General features: G+C 55.7%; 21 protein-coding genes and 1 pseudogene. 10 read left to right on the forward strand and 12 right to left on the reverse strand.

All coding sequences use genetic code 11. The features are described 5' to 3' along the window. Positions 1-68 precede the first annotated feature (68 nt). Positions 69-980, forward strand: a complete 912-nt coding sequence (gene panE, locus SK51_RS21905; protein WP_022647232.1) for a 2-dehydropantoate 2-reductase — start codon at positions 69-71, stop codon at positions 978-980. Further along, positions 943-1,533: a protein deglycase YajL gene (gene yajL / locus SK51_RS21910; protein ID WP_023305575.1), complete on the forward strand. Its 591-nt coding sequence runs from the start codon at positions 943-945 to the stop codon at positions 1,531-1,533. The genes panE and yajL overlap by 38 nt, the downstream gene beginning before the upstream one ends. An 87-nt stretch (positions 1,534-1,620) precedes the next feature. On the opposite strand, the gene thiI is transcribed toward yajL, so the two are convergent. Continuing rightward, entirely contained in the window at positions 1,621-3,069 is a 1,449-nt protein-coding gene (gene thiI, locus SK51_RS21915; protein ID WP_023305574.1) for a tRNA uracil 4-sulfurtransferase ThiI, read from the reverse strand. A 178-nt stretch (positions 3,070-3,247) separates the two neighbouring features. Between thiI and xseB the strand changes: the two genes are divergently transcribed. From xseB to SK51_RS21935, 4 genes are all read left to right on the forward strand, one after another. Next, positions 3,248-3,490 (forward strand): exodeoxyribonuclease VII small subunit, encoded by a 243-nt coding sequence (gene xseB, locus SK51_RS21920; protein WP_003859094.1) that lies wholly within the window; start codon positions 3,248-3,250, stop codon positions 3,488-3,490. Then, a complete protein-coding gene (gene ispA, locus SK51_RS21925; RefSeq protein ID WP_022647229.1) occupies positions 3,491-4,390 on the forward strand; it encodes a (2E,6E)-farnesyl diphosphate synthase in 900 nt (299 codons plus the stop codon). Between the two features lie 24 nt (positions 4,391-4,414). Continuing rightward, the gene (gene dxs, locus SK51_RS21930; protein WP_023305573.1) at positions 4,415-6,277 is read left to right on the forward strand and encodes a 1-deoxy-D-xylulose-5-phosphate synthase; all 1,863 of its coding nucleotides are present in this window, start codon (positions 4,415-4,417) and stop codon (positions 6,275-6,277) included. Positions 6,278-6,339: 62 nt separating this feature from the next. Next, a complete protein-coding gene (locus SK51_RS21935; protein ID WP_023305572.1) occupies positions 6,340-7,314 on the forward strand; it encodes an aldo/keto reductase in 975 nt (324 codons plus the stop codon). A 69-nt stretch (positions 7,315-7,383) separates the two neighbouring features. On the opposite strand, the gene thiL is transcribed toward SK51_RS21935, so the two are convergent. The 5 genes from thiL to nrdR all read right to left on the reverse strand — a co-directional run bounded on the left by thiL (position 7,384) and on the right by nrdR (position 10,990). Beyond that, entirely contained in the window at positions 7,384-8,355 is a 972-nt protein-coding gene (gene thiL, locus SK51_RS21940; RefSeq protein WP_032676388.1) for a thiamine-phosphate kinase, read from the reverse strand. A 78-nt stretch (positions 8,356-8,433) separates the two neighbouring features. Then, positions 8,434-8,853, reverse strand: coding sequence for a transcription antitermination factor NusB (gene nusB / locus SK51_RS21945; RefSeq protein ID WP_006809908.1), 420 nt, complete (start codon positions 8,851-8,853; stop codon positions 8,434-8,436). A 21-nt stretch (positions 8,854-8,874) separates the two neighbouring features. Then, positions 8,875-9,345: a 6,7-dimethyl-8-ribityllumazine synthase gene (ribH, locus tag SK51_RS21950; protein ID WP_048207130.1), complete on the reverse strand. Its 471-nt coding sequence runs from the start codon at positions 9,343-9,345 to the stop codon at positions 8,875-8,877. 87 nt (positions 9,346-9,432) lie between these two features. After that, positions 9,433-10,536 carry a bifunctional diaminohydroxyphosphoribosylaminopyrimidine deaminase/5-amino-6-(5-phosphoribosylamino)uracil reductase RibD gene (gene ribD, locus SK51_RS21955; RefSeq protein WP_022647225.1) on the reverse strand — a complete coding sequence of 368 codons (1,104 nt, stop codon included), beginning with the start codon at positions 10,534-10,536 and terminating at the stop codon, positions 9,433-9,435. 4 nt (positions 10,537-10,540) lie between these two features. Continuing rightward, positions 10,541-10,990, reverse strand: coding sequence for a transcriptional regulator NrdR (nrdR, locus tag SK51_RS21960; protein ID WP_003859099.1), 450 nt, complete (start codon positions 10,988-10,990; stop codon positions 10,541-10,543). 152 nt (positions 10,991-11,142) lie between these two features. Here nrdR and SK51_RS21965 point away from each other — a divergent pair, with 152 nt between their 5' ends. Both SK51_RS21965 and SK51_RS21970 read left to right on the forward strand, forming a co-directional pair. Then, on the forward strand, positions 11,143-11,682 hold the full coding sequence (locus tag SK51_RS21965; RefSeq protein ID WP_022647224.1) for a SadB/YajI family lipoprotein: 540 nt from the start codon (positions 11,143-11,145) through the stop codon (positions 11,680-11,682). 268 nt (positions 11,683-11,950) lie between these two features. Beyond that, positions 11,951-12,835 carry a nucleoside-specific channel-forming protein Tsx gene (locus SK51_RS21970; RefSeq protein ID WP_032621817.1) on the forward strand — a complete coding sequence of 295 codons (885 nt, stop codon included), beginning with the start codon at positions 11,951-11,953 and terminating at the stop codon, positions 12,833-12,835. An 88-nt stretch (positions 12,836-12,923) separates the two neighbouring features. On the opposite strand, the pseudogene SK51_RS25390 reads toward SK51_RS21970, so the two are convergent. From SK51_RS25390 to queA, 6 genes and pseudogenes are all read right to left on the reverse strand, one after another. After that, positions 12,924-13,034 (reverse strand): annotated as a pseudogene (locus SK51_RS25390) (DNA-binding transcriptional regulator); the annotation flags it as partial. Between the two features lie 70 nt (positions 13,035-13,104). Continuing rightward, entirely contained in the window at positions 13,105-14,076 is a 972-nt protein-coding gene (secF, locus tag SK51_RS21975; protein WP_003859105.1) for a protein translocase subunit SecF, read from the reverse strand. A 10-nt stretch (positions 14,077-14,086) separates the two neighbouring features. Next, a complete protein-coding gene (gene secD, locus SK51_RS21980; protein ID WP_032621613.1) occupies positions 14,087-15,934 on the reverse strand; it encodes a protein translocase subunit SecD in 1,848 nt (615 codons plus the stop codon). Between the two features lie 27 nt (positions 15,935-15,961). Further along, entirely contained in the window at positions 15,962-16,294 is a 333-nt protein-coding gene (yajC, locus tag SK51_RS21985; protein WP_003859109.1) for a preprotein translocase subunit YajC, read from the reverse strand. Between the two features lie 22 nt (positions 16,295-16,316). Beyond that, on the reverse strand, positions 16,317-17,444 hold the full coding sequence (tgt, locus tag SK51_RS21990; protein ID WP_003859110.1) for a tRNA guanosine(34) transglycosylase Tgt: 1,128 nt from the start codon (positions 17,442-17,444) through the stop codon (positions 16,317-16,319). 53 nt (positions 17,445-17,497) lie between these two features. Then, entirely contained in the window at positions 17,498-18,568 is a 1,071-nt protein-coding gene (gene queA / locus SK51_RS21995; protein WP_022647221.1) for a tRNA preQ1(34) S-adenosylmethionine ribosyltransferase-isomerase QueA, read from the reverse strand. A 92-nt stretch (positions 18,569-18,660) separates the two neighbouring features. Here queA and acpH point away from each other — a divergent pair, with 92 nt between their 5' ends. Beyond that, entirely contained in the window at positions 18,661-19,242 is a 582-nt protein-coding gene (gene acpH, locus SK51_RS22000; RefSeq protein ID WP_022647220.1) for an ACP phosphodiesterase, read from the forward strand. A gap of 127 nt (positions 19,243-19,369) precedes the next feature. Then, the gene (locus tag SK51_RS22005) at positions 19,370-19,972 is read left to right on the forward strand and encodes a peroxiredoxin C (protein WP_003859113.1); all 603 of its coding nucleotides are present in this window, start codon (positions 19,370-19,372) and stop codon (positions 19,970-19,972) included. Positions 19,973-19,976 lie beyond the last annotated feature (4 nt).

The raw sequence follows: 19,976 nt of genomic DNA on the forward strand, positions 1-19,976 counted from the left end.
AGAAGCTTAGCTGATGGCGCTATACTTAGCGTCTTAGCACCTGGCGCAGTTGCAGGTGAGGAGGAACAATGAAAGTAACAGTGCTTGGATGCGGCGCCCTTGGTCAACTCTGGCTCAGCGCGCTATGCAAACAGGGACACGACGTTCAGGGCTGGCTGCGAATTCCCCAACCCTATTGCAGTGTGAATGTGATGGGTACAGACGGTTCAATTTTTAACGAGTCTTTGACGGCAAACGATCCGGAATTTCTCGCGAGCAGCGATCTGCTGCTGGTCACGCTGAAGGCCTGGCAGGTCTCCGATGCGGTGAAAAGCCTGGCCGCCCAATTACCTGAAAGCACGCCAGTCCTGCTGATTCACAACGGTATGGGTACCATTGAAGAGCTAAAGTCTGTCCGGCAACCGCTGCTGATGGGAACAACCACCCACGCGGCACGCCGCGACGGTAACGTCATTATTCATGTTGCCAGTGGCATCACCCATATCGGCCCGGCGCGTGAACAGCCCGGCGATTACAGCTATCTTGCGGATACCCTGCAAAGCACGCTGCCTGACGTCGCCTGGCACAATAACATTCGCGCAGAACTGTGGCGCAAACTGGCGGTCAACTGCGCGATCAATCCGCTGACTGCCCTGCTGGATTGCCCTAACGGTGATCTGCGCCAGCATCCCGATCGGTTAGCGCTGATTTGCCGGGAAGTTGCCGCCGTCATTGAACGCGAAGGCTACCACACCTCAGAAACCGATTTACGTTATTATGTCGACCAGGTCATTGAGAGTACGGCAGAAAATATCTCCTCAATGCTGCAGGATATCCGGGCTATGCGGCATACCGAAATTGATTACATTACCGGTTATCTGTTAAAACGCGCCCGGGCACACGGCATTACCGTTGCGGAAAACAGCCGTCTGTTTGAGTTAGTTAAACGAAAGGAGAGTGAGTATGAGCGCATCGGCACTGGTATGCCTCGCCCCTGGTAGCGAAGAGACAGAAGCGGTCACCACCATTGATTTGATGGTACGTGGTGGTATTAAGGTTACCACCGCCAGCGTCGCCAGCGACGGAAGTCTGGCGATTACCTGCTCGCGTGGGGTCAAGATCCTGGCAGATGCACCGCTTGTACAGGTGGCGGACGGTGATTACGACATTATCGTGCTGCCGGGCGGTCTGAAGGGCGCGGAGTGTTTCCGCGACAGCCCGCTGCTGGTTGAAACCGTTCGTCAGTTTCATCTTTCCGGGCGTATCGTCGCGGCAATCTGTGCGGCCGCAGGTACGGTACTGGTTCCGCACAACATTTTCCCCATCGGCAATATGACCGGCTTCCCAGGCCTGAAGGATACGATTCCGGAAGACCAGTGGGTGGATAAACGCGTGGTCTGGGATCCGCGCGTTAACCTGCTCACCAGCCAGGGGCCGGGTACCGCCATTGATTTTGGCCTGAAGATTATTGACCTGCTGGTCGGGCGCGAAAAAGCGTACGAAGTGGCGTCATCGCTGGTGATGGCGGCGGGGATTTATAACTACTACGAGTAAAAAAAGCCGGGTGGCGGCTACGCCTTACCGGGCCTACAAGTGTACGGTACTGTAGGCCCGGTAAGCGAAGCGCCACCGGGCAATAGGCTACGGGCGATACACCTTCACGTTCGCGAAGCCCTGTTCACGCAGGTACAGCGCCTGCAAACGGCTCATCACCCCGCGCTCACACCACAGCAGATACGTTTTGCTCTGGTCGAGATCGCCAAACTGGGTGCTCAGCTTGTAGAACGGCAGCGAAACCACCTCCACGCCTTCCACCTGCAACGGCTTGTCATCCTGCTCATCAACAGAACGTATATCCAGAATCGTATCGTTAGCACCGAAGCCGCTGACCGTCTCCACCTCAACCACGTCCTGCCCGGTCTGCTGGGCGATCTCACGGATATCGATGTTCGACGCTTCCGCCACCACTTTTTCCAGGATGCTGAAATCGAAGTTCTCTTCTTCCGCTTCGATCTTCGCCTTCACCGCTTTAATGGTTGGACTTTTTGAGATCACGCCGCAATATTCCGGCATGGTGCGGGCAAAATCTTCAGTACCGATTTTACGCGCCAGATCGATGATGTGCTCTTTATCGTGAGAGATCAGCGGACGCAGGATCAGCGTATCAGACACGTTGTCGATAAGGCGCAGGTTGGTCAGCGTCTGGCTGGAGACCTGCCCCAGTGCTTCACCGGTGACCAGCGCTTGCACGCCGTAGCGCTCAGCCACTTTGGACGCGGCACGCACCATCATACGTTTCAGGACTACGCCCATCTGGCCGTCATCCACTTTCTCAAGAATTTCGCCGACCACCGGCTCAAAGTTGATCGCCACAAAACGCACGCGGTGAGAGCTGCCGAAGCGGTTCCACAGGTAATGCGCCACCTGACGTACGCCGATTTCGTGCGCCGCGCCGCCCAGGTTAAAGAAGCAGTAGTGCACGCGGCAGCCGCGACGCATCAGCATATAGCTGGAAACGCCGGAGTCGAACCCGCCGGAGATCAGCGACAGCACATCTTCTTGCGTGCCGATCGGGAAGCCGCCAATACCTTCATAACGGCCCTTAACCAGCAGCAGGCGATCGTTTTCGATCTCAAGATTAACGGTAACGTCCGGATTAGTCAGACGCACGCGCGCCGTCTCAACGTGCTGGTTCAGACCGCCGCCGACATAGCGCTCAACGTCAATGGAGCTAAACTCATGCTTACCACGGCGCTTCACGCGTACGCAGAACGTTTTGCCTTCGATCTGATCGCGGTACTGTACCAGCGCCTTTTCGAAGATATCGTGCATATCGGTGAAGGGAACGTCTTCCACTTCCAGAATATGGTGAATACCCGGGATACGGGTCAGCGCGTCGCGAATATCAAGACGTTTGTTTTCGTCTTTCGCGCGGACTTCAACGTGGTCCCAGTGACGCACCACGGCGAGCGTTTCGTCGTAGTGTTTTAATACGTTACGAATGTTCCCGGTGAGAATTTTAATAAAGCGCAAACGCACGGATTGGCTTTTGATGGTGATTTCAGGGAACAATTTAATGATAAACTTCATGGCGGCAATGTTTCTTAGGCAAGCTTATAAAGGCTTGTAGTGGAAAATGATACAGCAGCCCACACCCGTGGCTGCATCCAGGCGCGCAAGTATACCACCATCGCGCCACTCGCGTTATTTGATAATTGCCCCGAGTCCGTTACCATGTCAGGGCGAAAAATTTAAGAGTCAATTCACTATGCCGAAGAAAAACGACGCACCGGCCAGTTTCGAAACTGCGCTGAGTGAACTGGAGCAGATCGTTACCCGTCTTGAGAGCGGCGATCTCCCGCTGGAAGACGCGCTCAACGAATTTGAACGCGGCGTGCAGCTCGCGCGCCAGGGGCAGGTAAAACTCCAGCAGGCCGAGCAGCGTGTGCAGATCCTGCTTTCCGACAGCGAAGACGCTAAAACCACGCCATTCACACCGGACGCCGAGTAAATGGATTTTTCCAACGCGCTTCAGGCGCGCGTCATCCGCGCCAACGACGCGCTGCGCCGTTTCATTGAGCCGCAGCCTTTTCAGAACACTCCTCTGGTTGAAGCCATGCACTATGGCGCACTCTTGGGGGGTAAACGCCTGCGTCCGTTCCTGGTGTATGCCACGGGCAATATGTTCGGTATCAGCGATAACACGCTGGACGCCCCGGCAGCCGCCGTGGAGTGTATCCACGCCTATTCGCTGATCCATGATGATTTGCCGGCCATGGACGACGACGATCTGCGTCGCGGTCAGCCGACCTGCCACATTAAGTTCGGCGAAGCGAATGCCATTCTGGCGGGTGATGCGCTGCAAACCCTGGCGTTCTCTATTCTGAGCGATGCGCCGATGGTTGAAGTGAGCGATCGCGATCGTCTGGCAATGGTGTCCGAACTGGCAATGGCCAGCGGCGTCGCCGGGATGTGCGGCGGCCAGGCGCTGGATTTAGAGGCTGAAGGTCGTCAGGTAACTCTGGAACAGCTGGAGCGCATCCACCGTCACAAAACGGGCGCCCTGATTCGGGCAGCCGTTCGTCTGGGCGCGCTGAGCGCGGGTGAACGCGGGCGTAAAGCCCTGCCGATTCTGGACAGATACGCAGAAAGTATCGGTCTGGCATTCCAGGTTCAGGATGACATTCTGGATGTGGTGGGCGATACTGCAACATTGGGAAAACGTCAGGGTGCGGATCAGCAGCTTGGCAAAAGTACCTACCCCGCCCTGTTGGGCCTTGAGCATGCCCAACGTAAAGCCCGGGATCTGATAGACGATGCCCGCCGGTCACTGAATGAGCTGGCCGCGCAATCGCTGGATACCTCGGCACTGGAAGCGCTAGCGGACTACATAATCCAGCGTAATAAATAAACTATATATCTCGATGAGCCTTTGATGAGTTTTGATATTGCCAAATACCCGACACTGGCGTTAGTTGACTCCACTCAGGAGTTACGTCTGTTGCCGAAAGAGAGTCTGCCGAAGCTGTGTGACGAGCTGCGTCGCTACCTGCTCGACAGCGTTAGCCGCTCCAGCGGCCACTTCGCCTCCGGACTTGGCACGGTTGAGCTGACCGTGGCGTTGCATTATGTCTATAACACGCCGTTCGATCAGCTGATCTGGGATGTTGGCCACCAGGCCTATCCGCACAAAATTCTGACCGGACGTCGCGATAAGATTGGCACCATTCGCCAGAAAGGCGGCCTGCATCCGTTCCCGTGGCGCGGCGAGAGCGAGTTTGACGTGTTAAGCGTCGGCCACTCTTCCACCTCCATTTCCGCAGGCATCGGGATTGCCGTTGCCGCTGAAAAAGAGAATAAACAACGCCGTACCGTCTGCGTGATTGGTGACGGGGCGATCACCGCCGGGATGGCTTTTGAGGCCATGAACCACGCGGGCGATATCAAACCGGACATGCTGGTGATCCTCAACGATAACGAAATGTCGATCTCCGAGAACGTCGGCGCGCTGAATAACCATCTGGCGCAGCTGCTGTCCGGTAAGCTTTACTCCTCACTGCGCGAAGGCGGGAAAAAAGTCTTCTCCGGCGTACCGCCGATCAAAGAGCTGCTTAAGCGTACCGAAGAACATATCAAAGGCATGGTCGTGCCGGGTACGCTGTTTGAAGAGCTGGGCTTTAACTATATTGGCCCGGTGGACGGCCACGATGTGTTAGGTCTGGTGACGACGCTTAAAAACATGCGCGACCTGAAAGGCCCGCAGTTCCTGCATATCATGACTAAAAAAGGGCGTGGTTACGAACCGGCGGAAAAAGATCCGATCACCTTCCACGCGGTGCCCAAGTTCGACCATACCAGCGGTTGTCTGCCGAAAAGCAGCGGCGGAATGCCGAGCTACTCAAAAATCTTTGGCGACTGGCTGTGCGAAACGGCGGCGAAAGACAACACGCTGATGGCGGTGACGCCTGCCATGCGTGAAGGCTCCGGCATGGTCGAGTTTTCCAAAAAATACCCGGACCAGTATTTCGACGTCGCCATTGCCGAGCAGCACGCGGTAACCTTCGCAGCGGGCCTGGCGATTGGCGGCTACAAGCCGGTGGTAGCGATTTACTCTACCTTCCTGCAACGCGCCTACGATCAGGTGATCCATGACGTTGCCATCCAGAAGCTGCCGGTGCTGTTTGCTATCGACCGTGCGGGCATCGTGGGGGCTGACGGCCAGACGCACCAGGGCGCATTTGACCTCTCCTTCCTGCGCTGCATCCCGGACATGGTGATCATGACGCCAAGCGACGAAAACGAGTGTCGTCAGATGCTGTATACCGGTTACCACTATCAGGACGGTCCCTGTGCGGTACGTTATCCACGCGGCAATGCCCTTGGCGTTGAATTACGGCCGCTGGAAAAACTGGACATCGGTAAAGGTCTGGTGAAACGTCGCGGTGAAAAAGTGGCGATCCTGAACTTTGGTACGCTGATGCCGGAAGCGGCAAAAGTCGCTGAAACCCTGAATGCGACGCTCGTCGATATGCGATTTGTGAAGCCGCTCGATGAATCTCTGATTCTGAGCATGGCGGAAAGCCATGAGGCGCTGGTCACGCTGGAAGAGAACGCCATCATGGGTGGCGCGGGTAGCGGTGTGAACGAAGTGCTGATGGCGAACCGTAAAGTCGTTCCGGTGCTTAATCTCGGCCTGCCGGACCACTTCATCCCGCAAGGCACTCAGGACGAGGCGCGCGCCGACATTGGCCTGGACGCCGTCGGTATCGAAGCTAAAATCCGCACCTGGCTGGCCTGATCCCTCCCCTTTTCTGCTCCTGCTATGCTTAAACGTATTGTTTAAACAGCAGGAGCGGAACCATGCAATACACGACATTAGGAAAAACAGACCTCAAGGTGTCCCGGCTTTGCCTGGGCTGCATGACGTTTGGCGAGCCTGACCGGGGAAATCACGCCTGGACGCTGCCGGAAGAGAGCAGCCGCCCTATCATTAAGCGCGCCATTGACGGCGGCATCAACTTCTTCGATACCGCCAACAGCTACTCCGACGGCAGCAGCGAAGAGATTGTGGGCCGCGCCCTGCGAGATTTTGCCCGTCGGGATGAGATTGTGGTCGCCACCAAGGTGTATTACCCGTCAGGCGATCTGGCGGAAGGCCTTTCTCGCACGCAAATCCTGCGCTCCATTGATGACAGCCTCAGACGCCTGAACATGGATTACGTCGACCTGCTGCAAATTCACCGCTGGGATTACAACACGCCGATCGAAGAGACGCTTGAAGCGTTGAACGATGTCGTGAAAGCCGGTAAAGCGCGCTACATCGGCGCATCGTCCATGCATGCCTCACAGTTTGCTCAGGCGCTCGATCTCCAGGCGCAGCATGGCTGGGCGCGCTTTGTCACTATGCAGGATCACTACAACCTGATCTACCGGGAAGAAGAACGCGAGATGCTGCCGCTCTGCTACCAGGAAGGCGTGGCGGTGATCCCGTGGAGCCCGCTGGCGCGCGGAAGGTTAACCCGTCCGTGGGGTGAAACTACCGCCCGGCTGGTATCGGATGAAGTAGGTAAAAATCTGTATGACGATACAGAAGCCAGCGATGCGTTAATTGCCGAACGATTAGCCGGGATCGCCGACGATATCGGTGCAACGCGCGCGCAGGTAGCGCTGGCGTGGCTGCTGAGCAAGCGCGGTGTCGCCGCGCCGATTGTGGGCACATCGCGGGAAGAACAGCTGGACGAGTTGTTGAGTGCGGTGGACTTATCGTTGACGCCGGAGCAGATTGCCGAGCTGGAGACGCCGTATCAGCAACATCCGGTGGTAGGGTTTAAATAAACAATTCAGGGAACAAAATCCGTAGGCCGGGTAAGCGCAGCGCCACCCGGCAATACAGAGCGCACAAAATTACGCGAAGTGATCGTACCCTTTCCAGTCAAGCGTAACCGGGGCGCCGTCGCGGACAAACAGCAGCCCTTCACTTTCCGGCATCACCTGCCCGATGTAGGTAAATTTCGCCCCCAGATGCGCTAACGCCACATCCAGCGTCCCGCGATTCAGCTCGGGAACGGTAAAGCACAGCTCATAATCTTCCCCACCGGATAGTGCCCAGCGCAGCGCCTGTTCAGGATCGGCATGGCGACGCAACGGCTCTGACAGTGGGAACAGATCCAGATCGATCCGTGCGCCCACGCCACTGGCCTTCAGGATATGGCCGAGATCGGAGATCAGCCCGTCAGAGAGATCGATAGCAGAACTGGCCCGCTCGCGCAGCGCCTGACCGTGCAAAATACGCGGCGTGGGCCGCAGGTGGCGCTTCACCAGGTACGCCGCATCGTCAGCATCTTCAACTGCTAAACGGTTCTGAAGGATCGCCAGCCCGGCCGCGCTATCCCCCGGCGTACCGGTCACGTAGATCCAGTCGCCCGGTTTTGCGCCCGAACGCTTCAGCGCGCGCCCCGCTGGCACATAGCCGTGGATTGCCAGGGTCATCGACAGCGGCCCGGCGGTGGTATCACCGCCAATCAGCTGCATATCGTAATAATTCAGCTGTTCAAACAGGGCATCGCTGAAGGCTTCAAGCCAGGCTTCATCCACCTCCGGCAGGGTCAGAGCCAGCGTCAGCCAGGCCGGGTCGGCGCCCATTGCCGCCAAATCGCTAACGTTGACCGCCAGCGCCTTATACGCCAGGTCGGCAGGATCGATATCGGGCAGGAAGTGACGCCCACATACTAAGGTGTCGGTGCTGATTGCCAGCGTCTGTTTTTCGGGAATATTGAGAAGTGCGCAGTCATCGCCAATGCCGGTTTCAACATCAAGACGAGAGGTTCTGACACGGTCGAAATAACGGGCAATCAGGGAGAATTCGCCGCATGCCATACGTTATGCCTCAGCAAATAAAAGAAAAAAACCGGAGCCGCACTGCCAAAAAGGCAATGCAAGACTCCGGTTTGCGGATCACTTTTTGTGGGGACGGATCGCAGGTGCGGCTTTATCCAGCACGCCGTTTACAAACTTGTGGCTGTCTTCAGCGCCGAAGGTTTTTGCCAGTTCGATCGCTTCGTTGATGGCCACTTTGTACGGCACATCATCACGTTTAGACAGCTCAAACAGCGCGATACGCAACACTGCTTTTTCGACCTGGCCCAGCTCTTCGAGCAGACGGGACAGGTATGGCTTCATCAGACCATCGAGATACGCGCTATTAGTCGCCACTCCCGACAGCAGTTCACGGAAGTACAGAACGTCAACGTCTTTCACGTCCTGTTCTGACAGGAACTGGTATTCAACATCAGCGATGTCGTTCTGGGACAACTGCCAGGAGTAAAGTGCCTGGACGGCACATTCACGGGCGCGGCGACGAGCAGCAGGTTTCACGGAATTCCCCTTACAAAAAAATCAGGCCTTGATGGCTTTCAATACATTGATCATTTCAAGCGCGGTCAGTGCAGCTTCTGCACCTTTGTTACCGGCTTTGGTGCCAGCACGTTCGATGGCTTGTTCAATACTTTCGGTAGTCAGTACGCCGAACGCGACAGGAATTTCAGCATCCTGTGCAACGTGCGCCAGACCATTGCTTGCACCGCCCGCAACGTATTCGAAGTGCGCAGTGTCGCCACGAATAACAGTACCCAGTGCAATCACCGCGTCGTATTTACCGGTTTTCGCCAGCGCGCCCGCTGCCAGTGGCAGTTCGTAAGCACCTGGTACCCAAACGACGGTAATGTTGTCATCTTTAACCTGGCCGATACGTTTCAGGGCGTCAACCGCACCTTCCAGCAGGCTGTCGTTGATGAAGTTGTTGAAACGCGCAATGGTGATGGCGACGCGAGCGTCCGGGGTAGCTACAGCAGCTTCAATAATGTTCATACTCTTCCTTTACGGGTTCATTTGGCCCCGCAGGGGGGCGGATTTTATCATAATACTTTGCGCACTGCTTCCCTATTTCAGGAGCAATTACGCTGTCGTTAAATGGAGGCAGACATCCGGGCCTACCGGACGAATCTCGCTGAATGAGAGTTGCGGCGCATCGGCCAGTTTTTCAAGGCCGGGCAGCACAAACAGGCCGCGCGCGTCGTTACCTAACAGTTTAGGCGCAACGTAGACCAGAAGCTCATCCACCAGCCCTGCCTGGAGCAGCGCGCCGGCGAGCGTCGGACCGGCTTCGACCCAGATGCTGTTGACCTGCTGTTTACCCAGCAGCATCATCAGCACCACCAGATCGAGATGCCCGTTGTGTTCCGGCACCATAATGCTGCGCACGCCTTGCGGCCATTCGCGCGTATCTTCTTTGGTGCGGGCAATCCAGGTTTCCCCCGGTTGCTGCACGATACGGTGTTCCGGCGTCACGCGGTTCTGGCTATCAATAATAATGCGCAGCGGCTGACGCAGGTTCTCCTGCGGATAGAGTGCCTGGGTATCGGCATTCAGCTCATCCCAGCGCACGGTCAGGACCGGATCGTCAGCCAGCACCGTTTCACTGCTGGTGAGAATAGCATGGCTTTGTGCGCGCAGACGTTGCACATCGCGCCTTGCCTGTGGCGAGGTGATCCACTGGCTCTCGCCGTTCGCCATCGCCGTGCGGCCATCCAGTGACGCGCCAAGCTTAAGCTGGATAAACGGGAAACCGGTGCGCATACGCTTCAGGAAGCCTTTGTTGATGGCTTCGGCATCCTGCATCATCAGGCCGTGACTGACGTCGATCCCTTCCTGTTGCAGACGGTACAGCCCGCGGCCCGCCACCTGCGGGTTAGGATCCTGCATGGCGGCGACAACGCGCGAGACTCCCGCCGCAATCAGTGCTTCGCAGCACGGAGGCGTGCGCCCGTGATGACTGCATGGCTCCAGCGTCACGTAGGCCGTCGCGCCACGCGCCCTCTCCCCCGCCATGCGCAGGGCATGCACTTCAGCGTGCGGCTCGCCTGCGCGGTAGTGAAAACCTTCACCCACGATCTCGCCATCTTTAACAATGACGCACCCGACATTAGGGTTAGGGTGAGTGGTAAACCGACCGCGCTGCGCCAGCTTCATGGCTCTCGCCATGTACATCTCGTCCTGCATAGGCTTAATCCTGTAAGCGGGCGATCTCTTCGCCAAACTCTTTAATGTCTTCGAAGCTGCGGTAAACGGAGGCGAAGCGAATATAGGCGACTTTATCGAGCTTTTTCAGCTGTTCCATCACCAGGTTACCGATCATTTTGCTCGGCACTTCGCGCTCACCTAGCCCCCGCAGATAAGATTTAATATGATTTAACGCCATTTCGACGTCATCGGAGCTGACGGGCCGTTTTTCCAGCGCCTTGAGCATCCCGCTACGCAGTTTTTCTTCATTGAACGGTTCGCGCACATCGTTACTTTTTACCACGCGCGGCATTACCAGCTCTGCCACCTCGAAGGTGGTAAAACGCTCGTTGCACACCAGGCACTGCCGACGACGACGCACGGAAGACCCTTCGCCTACAAGACGTGAGTCGATGACTTTGGTATCCACAGCGGAGCAAAATGGGCAATGCATACGATGTCCCTGTTATCTGGTTAACTGATTTCTATTTTACCCTGAACTGGCCCGACAACAAAGGAAGAGCTTTTTGAGACAAAGGATCTATGCCTGACGCCACTATCCTGTCTACCATTGCAGCAATGTGTGATTTCAAGGAATTAAACGCAATGACAAGACGTTACCTGAAAATAGTGCTGGTTGGGAGCCTGTTCACGCTCAGCGCCTGCGCACAGCAAAGTGAAGTTCGCGAGATGAAACAAAGCGTGAATACGCTCAATGTGGCGATGGACAAACTTAATAAAGAAACCGTGAAGATCACCCAGCAGAACGCGCTGAATGCCAAATCCAGCAATGGCGTTTATTTATTGCCGGGCGCAAACACGCCCGCGCGTCTGAACAGCCAGATTGGCACGCTAAGGATGTCTCTGGTGAATGTTGCAGCGAATGCCGATGGTACGCGCGCAACATTACGCATTCAGGGTGAATCCAACGATCCGCTTCCCGCCTTCAGCGGCACCGTAGAGTGGGGCCAGATTCAGGGCACCACGGAGAGCTATCAGGAGGTGAATGTGAAGAATCAGCTCTTCACCGCCCCCGCCAGCACGCTGGCACCGAGCGATGTTGATATCCCGCTCCAGCTGAGCGGACTGACGCCAGAACAGTTGGGCTTTATCCGCATTCACGACATTCAACCTGCCGCGCAATAACCCGCCCTTTTAGCGGAGTGAAATGTCACTCCGCTAACATTTACATTTCGTATGGATTGGCAACATAAATGATTGCCGCTACAATCCCGGCCGTTTAAAGTACGCAAACGTGAACGCAATCGATTACGTATGTGAGAGATATGTGAAACAACACATATTTTTGTGAGCAAGGATTCCTATAATAGGCTCCGCAGAAACACGAAATATTTAGAAACGCAATTCGCGCATTTTTCACTCCCGGAAGGGAATTTCAATCAGTGGCATGATTATGAAAAAAACATTACTCGCAGCTGGCGCCGTGCTGGCACTGTCCTCCTCTTTCACTGTTAACGCAGCGGAAAACGACAAACCACAATATCTCTCCGACTGGTGGCACCAGAGCGTTAACGTGGTAGGCAGCTACCACACCCGTTTCGGGCCGCAGATCCGCAACGATACCTACCTGGAATACGAAGCGTTTGCCAAGAAAGACTGGTTTGATTTCTACGGCTACGTCGATCTGCCGGTATTCTTCGGCGGTAACTCCGATGCGAAAGGTATCTGGAACAATGGCTCCCCGCTGTTCATGGAAATCGAACCGCGTTTCTCTATCGACAAACTGACCGGCACCAGCCTGGCGTTTGGTCCGTTCAAAGAGTGGTACTTCGCGAACAACTACATCTATGACATGGGTCGCAACGATTCTCAGGAACAGAGCACCTGGTATATGGGTCTGGGTACTGACATCGAAACCGGCCTGCCAATGAGCCTGTCACTGAACGTGTATGCGAAATACCAGTGGCAGAACTATGGCGCATCAAATGAGAACGAGTGGGATGGCTACCGTTTCAAAGTGAAATACTTTGTGCCAATCACTCAGCTGTGGGGCGGTAACCTGAGCTATATCGGCTTCACCAACTTTGACTGGGGTTCAGACCTGGGCGACGATAACTTCTATGACAACAACGGGAAGCATGCTCGTACCAGTAACTCCATCGCCTCCAGCCACATTCTGGCGCTGAACTACGATCACTGGCACTACTCTGTTGTTGCGCGTTACTGGCACAACGGTGGCCAGTGGAACGACGACGCCAGCCTGAACTTCGGCAACGGCGACTTCAGCGTTCGCTCTACCGGTTGGGGTGGTTACCTGGTCGTGGGTTACAACTTCTAACCTGTGCGGACTTCGCCCGGTGGCGCTGCGCTTGCCGGGCCTACGATCCGAATGTAGGCCGGGTAAGGCGTAGCCGCCACCCGGCTTTTTACTGCTTCACCTTCCGCAAAAAATCTGCCAGAGCTCTGTCCGCACTTTCGCTAAAGCGTCTCTCCGTCTGCACAATATTGAGGCACCTGTCGAGCCGGAAGCAGCGGTATGCATACTGTCAGGAGTAGACAAAAAAAATCCCGGCCAGCAGGCCGGGATTTCGATACCGCATAAGACTCTTACGGCAGAATGGACGGCTGATCCGCCCCTTCTTTCTCGACTTTCTGCTGGATCAGATGCTCGCGCTTCATGCCCAGCTTCAGCGCCAGCGCGGACGCGACGTAGATAGACGAGGCCGTACCGATTGACACACCGATCAGCATGGTCAGCGAGAAGCCTTCCAGCACCGGGCCACCGAACAGGAACAGCATCAGGATCACCATCAGGGTGGTGCCGGAGGTGATCAACGTACGGTGCAGCGTCTGGGTCAACGACACGTTAAAGATTTCGTACGGCGTGCCGCGACGGATCTTACGGAAGTTTTCACGAATACGGTCAGATACCACGATACTGTCGTTCAGTGAGTAACCGATAACGGACATCAGGGATGCCACAATCGTCAGGTCAATCTCAATGTGGAAAAGAGACAGTATGCCCATGGTGATCACCACGTCGTGCGCCAGAGCGATAACCACGCCTGCCGCCAGTCGCCACTCAAAGCGGAAACCGACGTAAATCAGAATCGAGATCAGCGCCACCAGCAGCGCCATCGCACCGGTCTGTGCCAGGTCAGCACCAACGCTCGGGCCGACAAACTCAATACGCTTAACCGTTGCATCCTGGCTGGTCGTTTCGTTAATAACCTGAACGACCTTGCTGCCCAGCTCCTGGCTGCCGTTGGCATCGTGTACCGGCGGCATACGCACCATGATGTCGCGGCTGCTGCCGAAGTTCTGTAGCAGCGGCTCTTCAAAGCCCGCTTTTTGCAGAGACTCACGCATCTGGTCCATATCGACCGGTTTTTCCAGGGTAATTTCGATCACCGTACCACCGGTGAAATCCAGACCCCAGTTAAAGCCTTTCACGCCCATAATGACGATGGACAAGATCAGCAGAAAACCTGAAATGCCGAAGGCCCAGTAGTCCCAGCGCATAAAGTCCCAGACTTTACGGCCGTGGTTCAATTGTTCAACAGTATATTCCTGTGCCACAACGCACTCCTCAGATAGACAGCTTTTTGACGCGCTTGCCGCCGTACAGCAGGTTCACGATGGCACGGGTGCCGACAATAGCGGTAAACATCGACGTTGCGACACCGATACCGGTAGTAATCGCAAAGCCTTTGATCGCGCCAGTACCCACTGCATACAGGATAAGAACCTTAATCAGTGTTGTTACGTTCGCATCGAAGATGGAGCTGAACGCCCCTTTGTAGCCTTCTTCAATCGCCTGCTGTACAGAACGACCGTTGCTCAGCTCTTCTTTAATACGTTCGTTTATCAGTACGTTGGCGTCGACCGCCACCGCAAGGGTTAGAACGATACCCGCGATACCCGGCATGGTTAGCGTCGCCCCCGGCAGCAGGGACATGATACCGATGATCAGCACCAGGTTGGCAATCAGCGCGGAGGTCGCAATCAGGCCGAACTTCTTATAGAAGAAGATCATGAAGATGATGGACACCGCCAGACCGGCCAGACACGCTTCCAGACCCTGCTTGATGTTCTGCATACCCAGGGTTGGACCGATGGTACGCTCTTCAACAATCTGAATTGGCGCAATCAGCGCACCGGCACGCAGCAGCAGAGAGAGCTGACGCGCTTCGTTCGGGTTGCTGATACCGGTAATACGGAAGCTGTTACCCAGACGAGACTGGATGTTGGCGATGTTAATCACCTCTTCCTCTTTCACCAGCACGGCACGGCCATTGGCGTCTTTCTTACCGCTGTCTTTGTACTCCACGAACAGGGTCGCCATCGGCTTGCCGATGTTGTCCTTGGTGAAGTTAGACATGATGTTGCCACCTGCGCTATCCAGCGAGATGTTAACCTGCGGCTGGTTGTACTCATCCTGGCTTGAAGTGGAGTCGGTGATATGGTCACCGGTCAGGATCACGCGTTTGTACAGCACAACCGGCTGGCCTTCGCGGGTCTGTTTCACTTCGGAATCGCCCGGCACACGGCCTGAAGCCGCAGCAGCCTGGTCAACGTTGGCGTTAACCAGACGGAACTCCAGAGTCGCCGTCGCGCCCAGAATCTCTTTCGCACGGGCGGTATCCTGGATACCTGGCAGTTCGACCACGATACGGTCAGCACCCTGACGCTGTACCAGTGGCTCAGCCACGCCCAGCTGGTTTACACGGTTACGCAGAATGTTAATGTTCTGCTGAACGGCGTACTCACGTGCTTCACTCAGACGCGCGTCGGTCATTACCGCACGCAGCTGGTTGCTGCCCTGAGAAGTGATCACCAGATCGCGGTGACGCTGAGACAGATAGGTCACAGCCTGATCGCGTGCCGCGCTGTCGCGGAACGTGATGCTCATGCCGTAGTTATCTTCTTTACGTACGGTGGTGTACGGAATGCCTTTATCGCGCAGATCGCTGCGCAGGCTGTCGATATTCTGTTCCTGTAGCTTGCCGAGCGCGGTATCCATATCCACTTCCATCAGGAAGTGAACGCCGCCACGCAGGTCAAGACCCAGTTTCATTGGCTCTGCGTTCAGCGCAGCCAGCCAGCGTGGGGTTGCAGGAGCAAGGTTAAGCGCCACGACATATTTATCACCCAGCACGCCCATCAGCGCTTCACGTGCGCGGAGCTGCGTGTCGGTGGTGTCGAAGCGAGCAAGAATTGCGCCCTCTTCCAGTGCCACAGACTTAGCGGTAATTTTTTCTTCTTGTAACGTTTTCTGGACCTGGATCAGCGTTTGCTCACTGGCGGCGACACCGCGCGCGCCAGTGATTTGAACGGCCGGATCCTCACCATACAGGTTGGGAAGCGCGTACAGCAGGCCGACGATAATCACGACGACCAGCATGATGTACTTCCACAAAGGATAACGGTTTAACACGGCAGTTCCCTTTGGGAAAAGTTGGGATTACAGCGCCTTCATGGTGCCTTTCGGCAGAACGGCAGCTACGAAGTCACGTTTGATAACCACTTCAGTGGTGTCGTTCAGGGCGATAGCAATGTAGCCGTTTTCCGCTACTTTGGTTACGCGACCCACCAGGCCACCATTGGTCAGGACTTCATCGCCCTTCGCGATGGAGTTCATCAGGTTTTTGTGCTCTTTAGTACGCTTCTGCTGTGGACGCAGGATCATGAAGTAGAAGATCAGACCGAACACAACCAGCATCAGAATCAGAGACATCGGGCTGCCCTGCGCTGGTGCACCCGTTGCTGCTACCGCATCAGAAATAAAAAAGCTCATTCAAATTCCCTCATTATTAAAATTAATCAACGTTCAACGGTGGAACATCCCGCCCCTGACGTTGGTAGAAATCGGTCACGAAGCTCTCTAATTTACCCTCTTCGATAGCCTTACGTAAACCAGCCATTAAGCGCTGATAATAACGAAGATTATGAATGGTATTGAGACGCGCCCCCAAAATCTCGTTGCAACGATCGAGATGATGCAGATACGCGCGAGAATAATTGCGACAGGTATAGCAATCGCACTCGGAATCGAGCGGGCTGGTGTCACTCTTATGCTTCGCGTTACGGATTTTCACCACGCCATCGGTAACGAACAGATGACCGTTACGTGCGTTTCGGGTTGGCATAACGCAGTCGAACATATCAATGCCGCGACGTACGCCTTCCACCAGATCTTCTGGTTTACCCACACCCATCAGGTATCGTGGTTTATCCGCCGGGATTTGCGGGCAGACATGCTCCAGAATACGGTGCATATCTTCCTTCGGCTCACCCACAGCCAAACCGCCGACAGCGTAGCCATCAAAGCCTATCTCTACCAGACCTTTAACCGAGATATCGCGTAAATCTTCGTAAACGCTGCCCTGGATAATGCCGAACAGCGCATTTTTGTTTTGCAGGGAGTCAAAACGGTCGCGGCTACGCTTCGCCCAACGCAGGGACATCTCCATGGAACGTTTGGCATAGTCCCAGTCCGCCGGGTATGGCGTACATTCGTCGAAGATCATCACGATATCGGAGCCGAGATCGTACTGAATCTCCATAGACTTTTCCGGATCGAGGAAGATTGGATCGCCGTTGATCGGGTTACGGAAGTGTACGCCCTGCTCGGTGATCTTACGGATATCGCCCAGGCTGAAGACCTGGAAACCGCCGGAGTCGGTGAGGATGGGGCCTTTCCACTGCATGAAGTCGTGCAGGTCGCCGTGGAGCTTCATGATCTCCTGGCCTGGACGCAGCCACAGGTGGAAGGTGTTGCCGAGAATAATCTGTGCGCCAGTGGCTTCAACTTCTTCCGGCGTCATTCCTTTTACGGTGCCGTACGTGCCCACAGGCATAAACGCGGGGGTTTCTACCACGCCGCGATCAAACACCAGGCGACCGCGACGCGCGCGGCCATCGGTGGTATCGAGTTCAAATTTCATTTTTTCTCCGACGTCAGAAAAACAGTCCAACGTTGTAACACGGTGCCGCGGACTTATTCCCCGACACGCTCATTCAAAGCCTGCGGATTGTACGTGATAAACATCGCGTCACCGTAGCTAAAAAAGCGATATTTTTGTTCTACCGCAGACTTGTAGGCGTTCATCGTATGCTGATACCCCGCAAACGCGGAGACCAGCATAATCAGCGTCGATTCAGGCAGATGGAAGTTGGTTACCAGCGCATCAATGACTTTGTACTGATAGCCCGGGTAGATAAAGATCTGCGTATCGCCAAAGAAGGGCTCAATCAGCTCTTTTTTCGCGGCCTGCGCAGCGCTCTCAAGGGAACGTACCGACGTTGTACCGACGGCCACGACGCGGCTACCGCGCGCTTTCGCCGCCAGCACCGCATCCACAACCTCCTGCGGCACTTCGGCATACTCAGAGTGCATGATGTGGTCTTCGATGCTGTCCACGCGCACCGGCTGGAACGTCCCCGCGCCGACGTGCAGCGTCACGAAGGCCATCTCAATACCCTTGGCGCGCAACTTTTCCAGCAGCGGTTCATCAAAGTGCAGGCCCGCCGTTGGCGCCGCCACTGCGCCAGGCTTCTGGCTGTAGACGGTCTGATACAGCTCGCGGTCGGCTTCTTCATCCGGGCGTTCAATGTACGGCGGCAGCGGCATGTGGCCGATGGCGTTGAGGATATCAAGCACCGTGCGCTCGTCGTTGAACTCCACCTCGAACAGCGCGTCGTGACGCGCGGTCATGGTCGCTTTGATGCTCTCGTCATCACCCAGCAGCAGTTCAGCGCCCGGCTTCGGCGCTTTGGATGCGCGAATATGTGCCAGAATACGTTTATCATCGAGCATACGTTCGACCAGCACCTCAATCTTGCCGCCGCTGGCTTTACGGCCAAACAGACGCGCTGGGATCACGCGGGTATTGTTAAAGACCAGCAGATCGCCAGGGTTGAGCTTGTCGAGCAGATCGGTGAAAGTACCGTGCGTCAGCGCGCCCGTTGGCCCGTCCAGTGACAGCAAGCGACAGCTGCTACGCTCAGGCATGGGGTAGTGAGCAATCAGGGATTCAGGTAGTTCAAAGGAGAAATCGGCGACGCGCATGACGTATACTCGTGACTTAAAAACAGGCGGCATAGTCTAGTGCTCACACCCTTTTGCTGCAACAACTAGCCGCCACCGGACGAATAAAACGCATGAATTTTCTCGCTCACCTGCATCTCGCTCACCTCGCGGACAGCTCCCTCTCCGGCAATTTGCTGGCCGATTTCGTACGCGGCAACCCCGCGGAAGATTATTCCCCCGAGGTTATCGACGGGATTTTTATGCACCGCCGCATCGACGTGCTGACCGATAACCTGCCGGAAGTGACGGAAGCCAAAGCCTGGTTCCGCCCCGAAACGCGACGCGTGGCGCCGATCACGCTCGACGTCATGTGGGATCATTTCCTGTCGCGCCACTGGTCCCAGCTGTCGCCTGATATGTCGCTGCCTGAGTTTGTGCGCTACGCCCACGCGCAGGTGTCGATCATTTTGCCGGACTCCCCACCGCGCTTTGTGAATCTGAATAACTATCTGTGGTCTGAACGCTGGCTGGAGCGTTACCGCGAGATGGATTTCATTCAGAACGTGCTCAACGGCATGGCCAGCCGTCGACCGCGTCTGGACGCGCTGCGCGACTCCTGGCACGACCTGGACAAACATTATGACGCGCTGGAAACGCGCTTCTGGCAGTTCTACCCGCGCATGATGGCGCAGGCGAAAAATAAAGAACTGTGATGCCGGTTCGATTGATAGGTAAAAGCTGGTGGAACGATTGTTACCACCTCTTTGTCTTATTCCCGCGCTGCCTCTATACTGGCCCGCGTTGCGTTCCAAATAACCTTAGTATCTACAGGAGAATCATATGGTTCTGGTAACTCGTCCGGCTCCGGATTTTACAGCTGCCGCCGTTCTGGGCAACGGTGAAATCGTTGAAAACTTCAACTTCAAACAGCACACCAACGGTAAAGCGACCGTTCTGTTCTTCTGGCCAATGGACTTCACTTTCGTTTGCCCGTCTGAGCTGATCGCGTTCGACAAACGTTACGAAGAATTCCAGAAGCGTGGCGTGGAAGTGGTTGGCGTCTCCTTCGACTCTGAATTTGTACACAACGCATGGCGTAACACCCCTGTCGAAAACGGCGGCATCGGTGCGGTGAAATACGCGATGGTTGCGGACATCAAACGCGAAATCCAGCAGGCTTACGGTATCGAACATCCGGACGCTGGCGTTGCGCTGCGTGGTTCTTTCCTGATCGACGCGAACGGCATCGTTCGTCACCAGGTTGTGAACGATCTGCCGCTGGGTCGTAACATCGACGAAATGCTGCGCATGGTTGACGCGCTCCAGTTCCACGAAGAGCACGGTGAAGTGTGCCCGGCTCAGTGGGAAAAAGGTAAAGAAGGTATGGCGGCTTCCCCAGACGGCGTAGCTAAATACCTGTCTGAGAACGTATCCAGCCTGTAATCGG

The sequence above is a fragment of the Enterobacter sp. MGH85 genome (assembly GCF_001037655.1).
GTDB classification, from domain to species: Bacteria; Pseudomonadota; Gammaproteobacteria; order Enterobacterales; family Enterobacteriaceae; genus Enterobacter; species Enterobacter intestinihominis.